This is a genomic window from Lysinibacillus pakistanensis (assembly GCF_030123245.1).
GTDB lineage: Bacteria > Bacillota > Bacilli > Bacillales_A > Planococcaceae > Lysinibacillus > Lysinibacillus pakistanensis.
Window position 1 is genome coordinate 674,807 of record NZ_CP126101.1, and the last position, 14,771, is coordinate 689,577.

The window sequence follows — 14,771 nt, forward strand, 5'->3', positions numbered from 1 at the left end:
TGTTTAGGTGACTCCCACTTGAAGTTCCGCTATTTCAGGAGGTGTTTGGACACCCACGGAAAAGTAACCAAATCCACTCCATCATTTGCTGAATGAAGACAAATGCATTTCAACGGGGAAAAACACTTTTCATACAATAAAATAAAGGACGGTGCAAATCGTTTTGACGAAAAAATGGAAAGTAATGACGATTTTTGGTACAAGACCAGAGGCAATTAAGATGGCTCCTCTTGTATTAGAATTACAAAAACATCCTGAGCAAATAGAATCGATTGTGACTGTAACTGCTCAACATCGCCAAATGCTAGATCAAGTCTTAGAAACATTTAAAATCGTACCTGACTACGACTTAAATATTATGAAGGATCGTCAAACCTTGATCGACGTAACAACGAATGCATTACATGGTTTGGATCAAGTCATGAAAGAGGCTAAGCCAGATATTGTTTTAGTACATGGCGATACAACAACTACTTTTGTTGCAAGTCTTGCAGCATTCTATAACCAAATTGCAATTGGTCATGTGGAGGCAGGGCTGCGTACGTGGAATAAGTATTCACCTTATCCAGAGGAAATGAATCGACAATTAACAGGAGTCATGGCTGATCTTCATTTTGCACCGACTGAAGTATCGAAGAAAAATCTATTAGATGAAAATAAAAAATTAGAAACTATTTTTGTCACAGGTAATACTGCGATTGATGCATTAGCTACGACTGTCAGTGAACAGTACACACACCCTGTATTAGAGAAAATTGGTAAGGATCGCATGATTTTATTAACAGCGCATCGTCGTGAAAATCTGGGTGAACCAATGCGTCATATGTTCCGAGCAATTACGAGAATCTTATCAGAGCACGAAGATGTACAAGTGGTGTATCCGGTGCATATGAACCCGGCCGTACGTGAAATTGCCAATGACATTTTAGGGGATCATAAGCGCGTGCATTTAATTGAGCCGCTTGAAGTATTCGATTTCCATAATTTCGCGGCTAACTCTTATATGATACTTACAGATTCAGGTGGTATTCAGGAGGAGGCACCTTCATTAGGGAAACCAGTTCTTGTGCTAAGAGATACTACAGAGCGTCCAGAAGGAATTGCGGCGGGCACTTTAAAGCTAGCAGGGACAGAAGAAGAAACAATCTACGCTCTTGCAAAGGAATTATTAGAAGATACAAATGCCTATGAAACCATGGCAAAAGCATCAAATCCGTATGGTGATGGGCATGCCTCTGAGCGAATTGTAAAAGCCCTCTTAGATTTTTTGTATAAAAGCAATTAATGTACTATTTTTATAAATAAAAATGAGTCTATTTTACCTAGTTTGATGGGTAGGCTAATTTACGAGCGAAATCCTGTCGTAAATTAGCTTTTTTTTGCATAATTCCAAAAATAAATTTTGAATCTATGAAATTTCATACACAAATTTGTCAACAATTTGACAAGAGTATAGTGGCTGTGAAGTTTTTCTCCTTTACTAATTGACTTCAAATACCTCCTATTGTATGCTTACAAAGGGTAAGAATGATAAGGGTTTCTATTCGTTGAAAGGCGTTGAAACACTTGTTATATCAAGTTTCTACTAAATTGACAGTTCAAAATAAAAGCTGTCGATTTGCAACGTTTTGTGCGTTTCGGTTTTTTACCGAAGTAGGTAAGGGGTGTAAGGCATTTTTAGGGATTTACACCTGTAATTGAAATGACTCTCCCATTACTATTCCGCTGTGAGTAGTGTTTTTCACTGCTCTTTTCTGATTTCACATGGTGGTCAGCAAACGTTTTCATTACTCGAAAAAATGATTCAGGAGATTACAACCAATGCTAGATTTGCATCACATTTTTGCTATGCAGAAGAGAGCGTTATTTTTTTTGCTCGCACTCTGCGCACTAGGCTGGGGCTTTACGCCTTATCAAACGGTTTTTGCGGGCATCGCAATCGGTGCATTCTTTGGTACGTATAATTTTTGGATTTTAGTTCGTCGTATGGAGAAGTTTGACAGGTCCATTAGTGAAGGGAAGAAAATAGGCTCACTTGGTACAGCTCTTCGATTTGCATCAGGTGTGGCGGCAGTCGCTATAGCCATCTCGTTGCCAAACTATTTTCACTTAATTAGCACGGTCATAGGGCTAATGATTCCGTACGTTTTTCTCTTTGTCGAGAGAATTGTGTCTCATGTAAGGAACCGCTAATGTGCTTAAAATTAGAAAGAGAGGTGAAAAAATAACAATGAATCACAAAGCTCCGTTATACTCTGTAGATTTAGGTTTTACAACATTAACATTTAACTTATCTACAGTGATGATGTTACTAGTTGCAGCAATTATCGTATTTCTAATTGCGTTCATTTCAACTAGAAGTTTAAAACTAAAGCCAACTGGGATGCAAAACTTTATGGAATGGATTATGGATTTCGTAAAGAATATCATCAAAAGCAACATGGACTGGAAAACTGGTGGACGATTCCATATTTTAGGTATCACACTTATTATGTTTATCGCAGTATCTAACTTACTAGGTCTTCCATTTTCTATCGCCTATGATCACACACTATGGTGGAAATCTCCGACAGCTGACCCAACAGTTACTATGACTCTTGCGACAATGATTTTAGTAATGACGCACTACTATGGTATTAAAATGAAGGGTACAGGCCATTATGTTGGGTCATACTTCAAACCAATGGCATTCATGCTCCCATTAAAGCTTGTGGAGGAGTTTTCCAATACGCTAACTCTTGGTCTACGTCTTTACGGTAACATTTATGCAGGTGAGATTTTACTTGGCTTACTTGCTGGTTTAGCAATAACAGGTCCTATGGGCTTCATTGGAGCAATTGTTCCTATGATGGCATGGCAAGGTTTCTCAATTTTCATCGGCTTTATCCAAGCCTTTATCTTCACAATGTTAACAATGGTTTACATTGCTCATAAAGTGAGCGATGACCATTAATATAAAGCATATATCCTATGCTTGAACCACAAAAACAAACAATTCCAAGGAGGAAATTTTCAAATGACAGGTTCATTAGGTTTATTAGCAGCAGCAATTGCAATCGGTTTAGGTGCACTTGGTGCAGGTATCGGTAACGGTCTTATCGTTTCAAAAACAGTAGAAGGTATCGCTCGTCAACCAGAAGCACGTGGCGTTCTTCAAACTACAATGTTCATCGGGGTAGCATTAGTTGAAGCCCTACCAATCATCGCAGTAGTAATCGCATTCATCGTAATGAACAAATAATTCAGTTGTATACTGAATTCTAGTGGCGAAGCAGGAATCTTCAGATGAAACTTCGCCCTTCATTTTGGAACAGATAAAAGCTATGTGAAAATATAGCTTTTTAAAATAGGTAGATTTTCAAGTTATTAAATAATGTTGAAGTCAAAGCTCTTGAAGGGAGTGAAACAATCGTGTTTTTAGATTATCTTGTACTAGGTGCCAGCGCTGGTGAAGGATTTAACAATGGTGACATCATCTCAACATTGGTTATCTTCTTATTATTAATGTTTTTACTGAAAAAGTTCGCTTGGGGTCCTCTTATGGGTATCATGCAACAACGTGAAGAATTAGTAGCTAGTGAAATCGAAGCAGCTGAAAAAGCGCGTAAAGATTCGCACCAATATTTAGAAGAACAAAAGAGCCTTCTTAAGGAAGCTCGTACGGAAGCACAATCGATTGTTGAAAGCGCTAAGAAGCAAGGCGAACTACAAAAAGAAGAAATTCTTACTGCAGCACGCAATGAAGCGAACCGCTTAAAAGAATCGGCTTTACGTGAAATTGAGTCTGAAAAAGAAAAAGCTATTGCAGCTGTACGTGATGAAGTCGTTTCATTATCTGTACTTGCAGCATCTAAAGTCCTTAGCAAAGAGATTTCTGAGGCAGACAACCGTGCTCTAATTGAAGAGACGATTGCGAAGGCAGGGGAAGCTCAATGAGTAATTCAACTGTAGCAAAACGTTATGCTCAAGCACTATTTGAATTAGCGCAACAAAAAAACATTCTTGCTGAAGTTGGGGCAGACTTAAACGAGCTTACAAAGGTTGTCAAAGAATCTCCTGATTTTTTAACACTTTTAAATGCTCCTAAGTTCTCTATCGAACGTAAAAAACAAATGCTTACAGACATCTTTGCTGGTTCAACACCAGAGGTTTTACACACAATTCAATTACTTGTTGAGAAAAAGCGTGTAAACGAAATCAAGCTAATTGCAAAAGAATATGCTGAGCTAGCTGCACAAGCACAAGGTACGGCAGATGCAACGGTATTCTCTACTCGTGAACTTTCTGCTGAAGAAAGCGCAAAAATTTCTGCAGTATTCGCGAAACTTGTTGGTAAACAATCATTAAACATTACAAACGAAATTGATCCATCACTTCTTGGTGGAATTCGTGTTCAAATCGGTAATCATATTTATGATAGCTCAGTAGCAAACAAACTTGAGCGCTTAAAACGTGAATTAATCGGTTAATAATTTAGAAATGTGAGAGGTGACATACATGGGCATCAAGGCTGAAGAAATCAGCAGTCTGATTAAACAACAGATTGAGAATTATGAATCTGAACTTAAAGTAAGCGAAGTTGGTACAGTTATCCGTATTGGTGACGGTATTGCTCTTGCTCATGGCCTCGACAACGCCATGGCTGGAGAGCTTTTAGAGTTCTCTAACGGTGTTATGGGTATGGCTCAAAACCTAGAAGAAGGTAACGTTGGTATCGTAATCTTAGGTCCATACACTGACATCAAAGAAGGCGATGAAGTTCGTCGTACAGGTCGTATCATGGAAGTACCAGTTGGTGAAGAACTAATTGGCCGTGTTGTAAACCCACTTGGTCAACCAGTGGATGGACAAGGTCCTATCAACACTACAAAATCTCGTCCAATCGAAAGTCCTGCTTTCGGTGTAATGGCTCGTAAATCAGTACACGAACCACTACAAACTGGTATTAAAGCGATTGACGCATTAGTACCAATCGGTCGTGGTCAACGTGAGTTAATCATCGGTGACCGTCAAACTGGTAAAACATCAGTAGCTATCGATACAATTCTTAACCAAAATGACCAAAACATGATTTGTATCTATGTAGCAATCGGTCAAAAAGAATCTACTGTACGTGGTGTAGTAGAAACGCTTCGTAAAAATGGTGCTTTAGACTATACAATCGTTGTGACAGCTTCTGCTTCTCAACCAGCTCCATTACTTTTCCTAGCACCTTTAGCTGGTGTATCTATGGCAGAAGAATTCATGTTACAAGGTAAACACGTGTTAATCGTGTATGATGATCTTTCTAAACAAGCATCAGCTTACCGTGAACTTTCACTTCTTCTACGTCGTCCTCCAGGTCGTGAAGCTTACCCTGGTGACGTTTTCTACTTACACAGCCGCTTACTTGAACGTGCTGCGAAGTTAAATGAAACATATAAAAATGGTTCGATTACAGCTCTTCCATTCGTTGAGACACAAGCTGGGGATATTTCTGCATACATCCCAACAAACGTAATCTCAATCACTGATGGACAAATTTTCTTACAATCTGACTTATTCAACTCAGGTGTACGTCCTGCGATTAACGCTGGTCTTTCTGTATCACGTGTAGGTGGATCTGCTCAAATTAAAGCGATGAAAAAAGTTGCGGGTACGCTACGTCTTGACTTAGCAGCATTCCGTGAGCTTGAATCATTCGCTCAATTCGGTTCAGATTTAGATAAAGCAACACTTGCTAAACTTGAGCGTGGTAAACGTACGGTTGAAGTTCTTAAACAAGACCTTAACAAACCACTTAAAGTTGAAAAACAAGTTGCGATCCTTTATGCATTAACTAAAGGTCATTTAGATGATATTCCAGTACAAGATATCGTTCGTTTTGAATCTGAATTCTTAAGCTGGTTAGATACAAACCACACAAACGTTTTAGATCATGTTCGTACTACAAAAGAACTTGCTCCTGATGCGGATTACGTAGCAGCTTTAACTGAGTTCAAAAAAACTTTCGCTAAATCAGAATAAGTTCGAGCTAGTCACTTGATTAAAAAACAAAAGGTGGTGAAATACCAGTGGTAAACTTACGCGAAATAAAAGGTCGTATTACTTCTACAAAGAGCACGAAGCAAATTACGAAAGCGATGCAGATGGTTTCTTCTTCAAAGTTACGTCGTGCAGAGCAAAACGCTAAAGCTTACGTTCCTTACATGGAAAAAATCCAGGATGTAGTAGGCGCGATTGCTTCCGGGACAAAAGACAGTGGACATCCAATGTTAACTGCTCGTCCTGTTAAGAAAACAGCTTACTTAGTCATTGGTTCTGACCGTGGACTTGCAGGTGCTTACAACTCAAGTATTCTGCGTCAAGTACAGCGTACAATTAACGAACGTCATAGATCAAAAGACGAGTACGTTATTTTAGCTGTAGGACGTGTTGTTCGTGACTACTTTGTAAAACGTGATCATAATGTTATCAGCGATGTTGTCGGTCTTCCGGACCAGCCAACCTTTGCTGATATTAAAGAAATCGCTCGTAATGCTGTTGGTATGTTCATTGATGGTACATATGATGAACTTTATATGTACTACAATCACTTTGTCAGCGCTATTGCCAGCGAAGTGACGGAGAAAAAACTTCTTCCATTAACAGATATTGCACCTGCAAGCGGTACAGCTTCTTATGAATTTGAGCCATCTGGCGAAGCAATTCTTGAAGTATTACTGCCACAATATGCGGAAAGCTTAGTGTATGGGGCATTATTAGATGGAAAAGCAAGTGAACATGCTTCTCGTATGACGGCTATGAAAAATGCAACAGATAATGCATCTGATCTTATTTCAGATCTATCATTGCAATACAACCGTGCGCGTCAAGCGGCGATTACACAAGAAATTACAGAAATCGTTGGTGGAGCTGCAGCCTTAGAATAGGCCAGCTTCCCAATGTCGTATAAGAATACGATAGGAGGGTACACAGTAATGAATAAAGGACATGTTATTCAAGTAATGGGTCCAGTTGTTGACGTAAAATTCAGCAATGGTCAATTACCAGCAATCTATAACGCATTATCAGTTAAGATTGAACGTCCTAATGAAGAACCAACAATTCTTGCATTAGAAGTTGCGCTTCATTTAGGTGATGATTCTGTTCGTACAATTGCGATGTCATCTACTGATGGCTTACAACGTGGAGCAGAAGTTACAGACTCAGGAAAAGCAATCTCAGTACCAGTTGGTGAAGTTACGCTAGGTCGTGTATTCAACGTACTTGGAGAAGTAATTGACTTAGGTGAAGAGATTCCAGCTGATGCACGTCGTGATTCAATTCACCGTGAAGCACCATCTTTCGAGAATCTTTCAACTTCAGTTGAAATTCTTGAAACAGGTATTAAAGTAGTAGATTTACTTGCACCATATATCAAAGGTGGTAAAATCGGTCTGTTCGGTGGTGCCGGTGTAGGTAAAACAGTATTAATCCAAGAATTAATTAATAACATCGCACAAGAGCACTCAGGTATCTCTGTATTCGCTGGTGTAGGTGAGCGTACTCGTGAAGGGAACGACTTATTCTTCGAGATGAGCGATTCAGGCGTTATTAAGCAAACAGCGATGGTATTCGGTCAAATGAACGAACCACCTGGTGCACGTATGCGTGTAGCGTTAACTGGTCTTACAATGGCGGAATACTTCCGTGATGAACAAGGCCAAGACGTACTTTTATTCATCGACAACATCTTCCGTTTCACACAAGCAGGTTCTGAGGTTTCTGCCCTGTTAGGTCGTATGCCTTCTGCGGTAGGTTACCAACCAACACTTGCAACTGAAATGGGTAAATTACAAGAGCGTATCACATCTACGAACAAAGGATCTGTAACTTCTATCCAAGCGATTTACGTACCAGCCGATGACTATACTGACCCGGCTCCAGCAACAACTTTCGCCCACTTAGATGCAACTACTAACCTTGAGCGTAAATTATCTGAAATGGGTATCTACCCAGCGGTTGACCCACTAGCTTCGACTTCACGTGCATTATCACCTGAAATCGTTGGTGCTGAGCATTATGCTGTAGCTACTGGCGTACAACGTACAATCCAACGTTACCGTGAATTACAAGATATCATTGCTATCTTAGGTATGGATGAATTATCTGATGAAGATAAACAAACAGTAGAACGTGCTCGTCGTATTCAATTCTTCTTATCTCAAAACTTCCACGTTGCGGAACAATTTACTGGTCAAAAAGGTTCTTATGTACCTGTTAAAGAAACTGTTCGCTCATTCAAGGAAATCCTTGATGGCAAATGGGATCACCTACCAGAAGATGCTTTCCGTCTAGTTGGTTCTATTGATGAAGTAGTTGAAAAAGCGAAGAGCATGGGCGTAGAGGTTTAATACTAGGGACGAGGAGGAAAAAATATGAAGACAGTTCAAGTCAATATTGTCACTCCCGACGGCCCAGTATACGATTCTGAAGTATCAATGGTAATCGCTAAAACAACTTCTGGAGAAATCGGTGTTCTTGCTGGCCATATTCCTATGGTTGCTCCACTAGCAATTGGTGCTGTGAAGCTTAAAAAAGAAAACGGTTCTACTGATATTGTAGCTGTAAGCGGTGGTTTCATTGAAGTTCGTCCAGAAAAGATTTCAATTTTAGCTCCTTCTGCTGAAGTTGCTGAAAACATCGATGTTCAACGTGCAAAAGAAGCCGTTAAACGTGCTGAAGGACGTCTTCAAAGTAAACAAGACAACATTGATTTCAAACGTGCTGACCTAGCATTAAAACGTGCGTTGAATCGTATCAACGTTCATGAGGGTAATATCTAATTCAAATTTTAACGGGCAGATTCAACATCTGCCCGTTTTTTAACATTATTCAGTGCTTTAAGCAAGTGAGATAAATGGAGCTTAATGAATTATGGAGGGATTACAATGGAATTATATGAATCGATAGGACAAGAAGCTTTGTTAGGTATTTTGTCTCACATTTTTTTTATCGCTATTACTTTTTATGCACTACAAGCTTTTATGCTTGAGAAAATATTTAAGAAAAATAAAGTATTTCAAATTCAGCTAATCTATATATTATTGAGTATTGCGATTGGAACAACTGTTTCGAATTTTTTCCTCCAAGTGTCAAATTGGTCAGGTAAGCTCCCTTATTTATTTTAATATATTATATAGCCCCTTATTACTAACCTAAAATGAAGAAAATGAATATACATATTTCACAGGGCTTTATAACAAAAATGTAATCCCTGCATAAAACCGGCAGTAATTTATCTGTACAGAAAGCTTCGTCAGGTAGATTCCATCTCAAGATTTAAGTGAATTGGGGGATCAACAGCCTGTAAAGCCCGATTGAGGCCAACAGATGTTGGTCACACAAGCGTTCCTTGCAGGATGAGAGTATTTAGCTCGTGCATTCAAGGGGATTAGGGAAACCTCTACTAATTGTAGTTTCACTTTATGTGGCCCTTTGAAATATGTAAAAAATATGGATTATTAAATTCAATAGATGTTGTTTTTTGTTCATAAATCTTTGGGTATGTATTAGAAAATAACGCTTTCGTTCTATGTTATTGGTCATTCACAAAATAAAATTTCATGCGTACAATAAATAAATAGCAAAATATTAATGAATGGCTTAAAATAGTGATTTTGATGCTTGAATGAGCGTTAGAAAAGTTGTACTATAGAGTTGTTTGTTTACTGATTATGACATTATACTTCTTTTTTAAAATAAAATTTTAATAGCTTAATAGATTAAATTCGGAGGGACATAGGGTGGAAAAAATAATAGTGACTGGTGGCCAAAAGCTACAAGGAAAAGTACGTGTAGAGGGTGCAAAAAATGCAGTGTTACCAATCCTAGCGGCGGCTTTACTTGCTTCTGAAGGAGAAAATGTAATTAAGGAAGTCCCTAACTTAGCAGATGTCTTTACAATAAATGAAGTACTTAAAAGTTTAAATGCAGCAGTTACATATATACCAGAAGACAACGCAGTATATATAGATGCAACAAAAGAACTTTCTGGTGAGGCCCAATTTGAATATGTAAGTAAAATGCGTGCATCTATTTTAGTAATGGGTTCCTTACTTGCTCGCAATGGCTATGCTCGAGTTGCTTTACCAGGAGGCTGTGCAATTGGTTCTCGCCCAATCGAATTGCATTTAAAGGGCTTTGAAGCAATGGGTGCAAAAATATCATTTGGTCACGGATATGTAGAGGCAAAAGTAAATGGCCGTTTAAAAGGAGCAAATGTGTATTTGGACTTCCCTAGTGTTGGAGCTACAGAAAATATTATGACAGCTGCATCATTGGCACAGGGAACAACTGTAATTGAAAATGCAGCGAAAGAGCCTGAAATTGTAGATCTGGCAAACTTTATTAACAGTATGGGTGGTCGCGTTATTGGCGCAGGTACCAATACCATCCGTATTGAAGGTGTCGAAACATTATATGGAACAGAGCATCATATTATTCCTGATCGTATTGAAGCTGGTACATTTATGGTTGCAGCAGCCATTACCAAAGGGGATGTGACGATTGAAAACGCAGTCCCTGAGCATATGACAGCATTAATTGCTAAAATGCGTGAAATGGGCGTTGAAATTATCGAATTAGATGAAGGCATACGTGTACGAGTTCCTGATAAATTAAAGGCTGTGGATATAAAAACAATGCCACATCCAGGATTCCCTACAGACATGCAATCACAGATGATGGCTTTAATGCTAACTGCCGAAGGTACGAGTATTATTACGGAAACTGTCTTTGAAAATCGTTTTATGCACGTTGAGGAGTTCCGTCGCATGAATGCGGGTGCTAAAATCGAAGGGCGCTCTGTCTTTATTGAGGGACCTGTAAATCTTCAAGGTGCTGAGGTCATGGCAACGGATTTACGAGCTGCAGCTGCACTTATTTTAGCTGGCCTTGTATCTGAAGGCGTGACACGTGTGACAAAACTTCATCACTTAGATCGTGGTTATGTAGATTTCCATGAAAAATTGGCTGCACTTGGTGCTCATATCGAACGTGTACCAGTTGAAGATGTTGTAATGAAAGAGAAATCTACGGTGGAATTACCAACAAACTAAATAGCTGATTGATACCCTATGACTATAAGCGTAGGGTTCTTTTTATTGAAGCGATCAGGTGACCATTCAGAAGATAAAATAGCTCATTTTGAATTTAAAAATAGTAATTTTCAATACCCTACTCAATATTGTTTTGCTAAGGTTCACATATTTAGAAGAATTCTAGCATATTATTCCTTATGAAAAAATGGATAATGAGTGTTGGTATCATTTGTTTGATTGGGTTATTATATGTGCTTCCTGTGGCATTTAGTGAAAAACGTGCAACTGAGGAATCAGTCCAAACCACGGACAATGCTTGTGAAATATTTATAGAAGTGGAGGGACAACAGGAGAAAATCCCTTTAGAAACATATGTTACGGGTGTAGTAGCTGCTGAAATGCCTGTTTCATTTAAAAAAGAGGCGTTAAAGGCGCAGGCTATTGCAGCAAGAACTTATGCATTAAAATCGACAAATTACGGTAGAGAAGCAATTGCTCCTACAGTTGCTAGACAAGTCTTTTATAACAAAGAGCAAAGAAAAGCGAATTGGACTAGCAATTTCCCAGGAAATGAAAAGAAAATTGTCGAGGCGATTAATGAAACGAAAGGACAAGTTCTTCTTTATAATAATCAATTAATCACAGCTATGTTCCATTCTACTAGTAACGGTAAAACGGAGAGTGCCTATGGTTATAGCGGTAATGATCTTCCATATTTGCAAAGCGTAGCAAGTATGTCCGATCAATCCTCTCCAAAATACTCTGCGGTAAAGGAATGGACATTAGCAGAGTGGAATACAATCTGGCCTGATAAATGGCAGGTAAGTGATTTCTCTCGCATCCAGTATTTTTTTAATGATTCAGGACGAGTTGAACGTTTACAGCTAGGTAAAAATGTATGGTCAGGACGAGAGGTTCGAACACTTTTGCAAATACCATCTACTGATTTTAAAATTTCCTATGATACTAATACAGGAAAAGTACAAGTAAGTACGAAAGGATACGGTCATGGTGTTGGGATGAGTCAATATGGAGCTGAGGCAATGGCAAGTGAAGGTAAAACTGCTAACGAAATTTTACACTATTATTATCAGGATATTGAGATAAAAAAGATAGATGCATGTTTAAAATAACTTCTAGTTGTTCACACTGCAACTAGAGGTGATGAAAATGAGAGAGGATAAAAATAGTAAAACTTCTCAAAAACAAAATGAAAAAGGTCAATTACAGAAGAAACCTTGGTTTTGGCCAGCAGTTTATGCTGGTGGTGCACTTATGCTAGCAGGTATGTTATTTGGTTACAATAGTCTCGTATCAAAGGTAGAAGAGGCTCCATTACCAGATTTGGCAGAAGTAGATCCAGGCCCTGTAGTTGAAACAAATGCTCGTGCAGAAACAATGAAGTACCCATTCAAAGAAGCAAATCTTAGTAAAGTACAAGTTTTACAAGAATTTTATGAAGTAGAGGCAAATGCAGAGGCACGTGAAAATGCACTAATGGTATTTAATCAAACATTTACAACGTCATCTGGTATTTCTCTTGCTATGAATGGTGAAGAATTTGAAGTACTAGCTGCTCTAAGTGGTAAAGTACTAGAAGTAAAACTAGATGCATTTACAGGCAATAAAATTGTTATTGAGCATGCAGATGGTAAGCAAACACATTATAGCTCAGTAAAAGATATTGCTGTAAAAGAAGGCGATGAAGTAACACAGGGTCAGGTATTAGGAAAAGCGACTGACAATGAGTGGAATCAAGCAGCAGGCATTCACTTACATTTCGAAGTACTTGAAAACGGAAAATATGTGAATCCGAAAAAATCACTAGCCTTTTAAAATAGGAAAAATCGGCTGCCACAATAACAGTTAAAGATATCTATGATATATATGGAACCTTACTGTTAATTGATGCAGCATAAATCATCAGCAATTTATCGAGAAAGTGTAAAACGTGTTCTGAATAGCTTTGTCCTTACATAAGGTGAAGAAATGCGCATACGTGCATCTGATGCCAAAGCCATTTTGTGAAATTGTGTGGAAAGGACGAAGAACGTGCACGAGCACATTCGGAAGCGCTGCATACGCCTCGGTGAATTATTGATTGAGACGCGTGAGACTGTGCGTGTCCTCGCGAAAATGACAGGTTATTCAAAAAGTACGGTGCACAAAGACTTAACAGAGCGATTGCCAACAATTCATGAAGGATTAGCAGAGCAGGTGAAGGAAATTCTCGCCTACCATAAGGCCGTACGTCATATTCGCGGAGGAGAGGCAACGAAAAACAAGTGGAAAGAAAGAGCGAGTCAAGAATGATTCGTTCTTTTTTTGTGGTTAAAGATAGGCTTAAAAGAATGAATGGAACAATTAAAAGATTATTTTAAACGTATTATTGTTTTCTAGAATTGTTCATATAATTTAAAGAAAACAACCACATTCACTAAATTTAGGTGAAATTACCAATAGTGTATGATAAAATATTCTAGATAAAGAGATAAAGTGAAGCTTCAATCAGTGTGGATTATCCTCATCTTACACTGATTCTTAGGTGAACGAACCGAACTATTACGGGCAGTTGATTTCCCAATTATAGGATTTACTTGACTTACGTCTGGAAGTGGGAGTCTACTGTCCGTTTATGCGGGATAAAAATGAACGTTATGTAGTGGGAACTGGCGGGAAGGAGAAATTATAGAATGTTTTCGAAAGATATTGGCATTGACTTAGGAACTGCAAATGTATTAATCCACGTTAAAGGTAAAGGAATTGTTTTAAATGAACCATCTGTAGTGGCAATTGATAAAAAAACAAATAAAGTATTAGCAGTAGGGGAAGAAGCCCGCCAAATGGTAGGGCGCACGCCAGGTAATATTACTGCAATTCGACCATTACGCGATGGTGTTATTGCAGACTTTGATGTTACTGAAGCGATGCTAAGACATTTTATCAATAAATTAAACTTAAAGGGATTCTTAACGAAACCACGTATTTTAATTTGTTGTCCAACTAATATTACTAGTGTCGAGCAAAAAGCTATCCGTGAGGCAGCAGAAAAATCTGGTGGTAAAAAAGTATATTTAGAGGAAGAGCCAAAAGTTGCTGCTATTGGAGCAGGGATGGATATTTTTCAACCGAGTGGCAATATGGTAGTGGATATTGGTGGTGGAACAACAGATATAGCAGTTCTTTCAATGGGAGATATCGTAACAAGTGAATCCATTAAAGTTGCAGGAGACGTTTTTGATAATGATATATTACAATATATTAAAAAAGAATATAAATTACTAATTGGTGAACGTACTGCTGAGGCAATAAAAATGACAATTGGTACAGTGTTTAAGGGCGGTAGAAATGATTCCATGGATATCCGTGGTCGTGACATGGTGACAGGTCTCCCACGCACAATAACGATTCAATCAGAGGAAATTGAACATGCTTTACATGAATCAGTAGCTATGATTGTTCAATCTGCAAAAAATGTTCTAGAAAAAACGCCTCCAGAGCTATCAGCTGATATAATTGATCGTGGAGTTATTATTACTGGCGGTGGTGCATTACTACATGGTATGGACCAGCTATTAATTGAAGAGTTAAAGGTACCTGTTTTCATTGCAGAGCAACCAATGGATTGTGTAGCAATTGGTACAGGCATTATGCTTGAAAATATTGATCGAGTGCCTGCATCCTTATAAAAATAAAATGAGGTGATTC

Annotated in this window: 16 protein-coding genes; all 16 read left to right on the forward strand. The window is 38.5% G+C overall.

Annotation, left to right across the window (positions count from 1 at the left end; all coding sequences use genetic code 11):
- Nucleotides 1-163 precede the first annotated feature (163 nt).
- The 16 genes from wecB to mreB all read left to right on the forward strand — a co-directional run bounded on the left by wecB (nucleotide 164) and on the right by mreB (nucleotide 14,752).
- Nucleotides 164-1,285, forward strand: coding sequence for a non-hydrolyzing UDP-N-acetylglucosamine 2-epimerase (wecB, locus tag QNH24_RS03250; protein WP_283870729.1), 1,122 nt, complete (start codon nucleotides 164-166; stop codon nucleotides 1,283-1,285).
- A gap of 536 nt (nucleotides 1,286-1,821) precedes the next feature.
- On the forward strand, nucleotides 1,822-2,193 hold the full coding sequence (locus QNH24_RS03255) for an ATP synthase subunit I (RefSeq protein ID WP_283870730.1): 372 nt from the start codon (nucleotides 1,822-1,824) through the stop codon (nucleotides 2,191-2,193).
- 37 nt (nucleotides 2,194-2,230) lie between these two features.
- Complete coding sequence (atpB, locus tag QNH24_RS03260) at nucleotides 2,231-2,953, forward strand: F0F1 ATP synthase subunit A (RefSeq protein WP_283870731.1); 723 nt, start codon at nucleotides 2,231-2,233, stop codon at nucleotides 2,951-2,953.
- Nucleotides 2,954-3,016: 63 nt separating this feature from the next.
- Nucleotides 3,017-3,241: a F0F1 ATP synthase subunit C gene (atpE, locus tag QNH24_RS03265; RefSeq protein ID WP_132360362.1), complete on the forward strand. Its 225-nt coding sequence runs from the start codon at nucleotides 3,017-3,019 to the stop codon at nucleotides 3,239-3,241.
- A gap of 170 nt (nucleotides 3,242-3,411) precedes the next feature.
- Complete coding sequence (gene atpF / locus QNH24_RS03270; RefSeq protein WP_054770242.1) at nucleotides 3,412-3,936, forward strand: F0F1 ATP synthase subunit B; 525 nt, start codon at nucleotides 3,412-3,414, stop codon at nucleotides 3,934-3,936.
- Nucleotides 3,933-4,469 (forward strand): F0F1 ATP synthase subunit delta, encoded by a 537-nt coding sequence (locus QNH24_RS03275; protein WP_283870732.1) that lies wholly within the window; start codon nucleotides 3,933-3,935, stop codon nucleotides 4,467-4,469. Before atpF ends, QNH24_RS03275 begins: the two co-directional genes overlap by 4 nt.
- 28 nt (nucleotides 4,470-4,497) lie before the next feature.
- The gene (gene atpA / locus QNH24_RS03280) at nucleotides 4,498-6,006 is read left to right on the forward strand and encodes a F0F1 ATP synthase subunit alpha (RefSeq protein WP_283870733.1); all 1,509 of its coding nucleotides are present in this window, start codon (nucleotides 4,498-4,500) and stop codon (nucleotides 6,004-6,006) included.
- A gap of 47 nt (nucleotides 6,007-6,053) precedes the next feature.
- Nucleotides 6,054-6,911 carry an ATP synthase F1 subunit gamma gene (atpG, locus tag QNH24_RS03285; RefSeq protein ID WP_283870734.1) on the forward strand — a complete coding sequence of 286 codons (858 nt, stop codon included), beginning with the start codon at nucleotides 6,054-6,056 and terminating at the stop codon, nucleotides 6,909-6,911.
- 48 nt (nucleotides 6,912-6,959) lie between these two features.
- Nucleotides 6,960-8,375 (forward strand): F0F1 ATP synthase subunit beta, encoded by a 1,416-nt coding sequence (gene atpD, locus QNH24_RS03290; RefSeq protein WP_054770241.1) that lies wholly within the window; start codon nucleotides 6,960-6,962, stop codon nucleotides 8,373-8,375.
- Between the two features lie 24 nt (nucleotides 8,376-8,399).
- Complete coding sequence (locus QNH24_RS03295; RefSeq protein WP_283870735.1) at nucleotides 8,400-8,807, forward strand: F0F1 ATP synthase subunit epsilon; 408 nt, start codon at nucleotides 8,400-8,402, stop codon at nucleotides 8,805-8,807.
- A 105-nt stretch (nucleotides 8,808-8,912) separates the two neighbouring features.
- Nucleotides 8,913-9,152: a DUF1146 family protein gene (locus QNH24_RS03300; protein WP_283870736.1), complete on the forward strand. Its 240-nt coding sequence runs from the start codon at nucleotides 8,913-8,915 to the stop codon at nucleotides 9,150-9,152.
- Between the two features lie 615 nt (nucleotides 9,153-9,767).
- Complete coding sequence (murA, locus tag QNH24_RS03305) at nucleotides 9,768-11,081, forward strand: UDP-N-acetylglucosamine 1-carboxyvinyltransferase (protein ID WP_054770240.1); 1,314 nt, start codon at nucleotides 9,768-9,770, stop codon at nucleotides 11,079-11,081.
- Between the two features lie 179 nt (nucleotides 11,082-11,260).
- On the forward strand, nucleotides 11,261-12,196 hold the full coding sequence (gene spoIID / locus QNH24_RS03310) for a stage II sporulation protein D (RefSeq protein ID WP_283870737.1): 936 nt from the start codon (nucleotides 11,261-11,263) through the stop codon (nucleotides 12,194-12,196).
- Between the two features lie 37 nt (nucleotides 12,197-12,233).
- Nucleotides 12,234-12,899: a M23 family metallopeptidase gene (locus QNH24_RS03315; protein WP_283870738.1), complete on the forward strand. Its 666-nt coding sequence runs from the start codon at nucleotides 12,234-12,236 to the stop codon at nucleotides 12,897-12,899.
- Between the two features lie 216 nt (nucleotides 12,900-13,115).
- On the forward strand, nucleotides 13,116-13,376 hold the full coding sequence (locus QNH24_RS03320) for a sporulation transcriptional regulator SpoIIID (protein ID WP_010858004.1): 261 nt from the start codon (nucleotides 13,116-13,118) through the stop codon (nucleotides 13,374-13,376).
- 380 nt (nucleotides 13,377-13,756) lie between these two features.
- Complete coding sequence (mreB, locus tag QNH24_RS03325) at nucleotides 13,757-14,752, forward strand: rod shape-determining protein (protein WP_283870739.1); 996 nt, start codon at nucleotides 13,757-13,759, stop codon at nucleotides 14,750-14,752.
- Nucleotides 14,753-14,771: the final 19 nt, after the last annotated feature.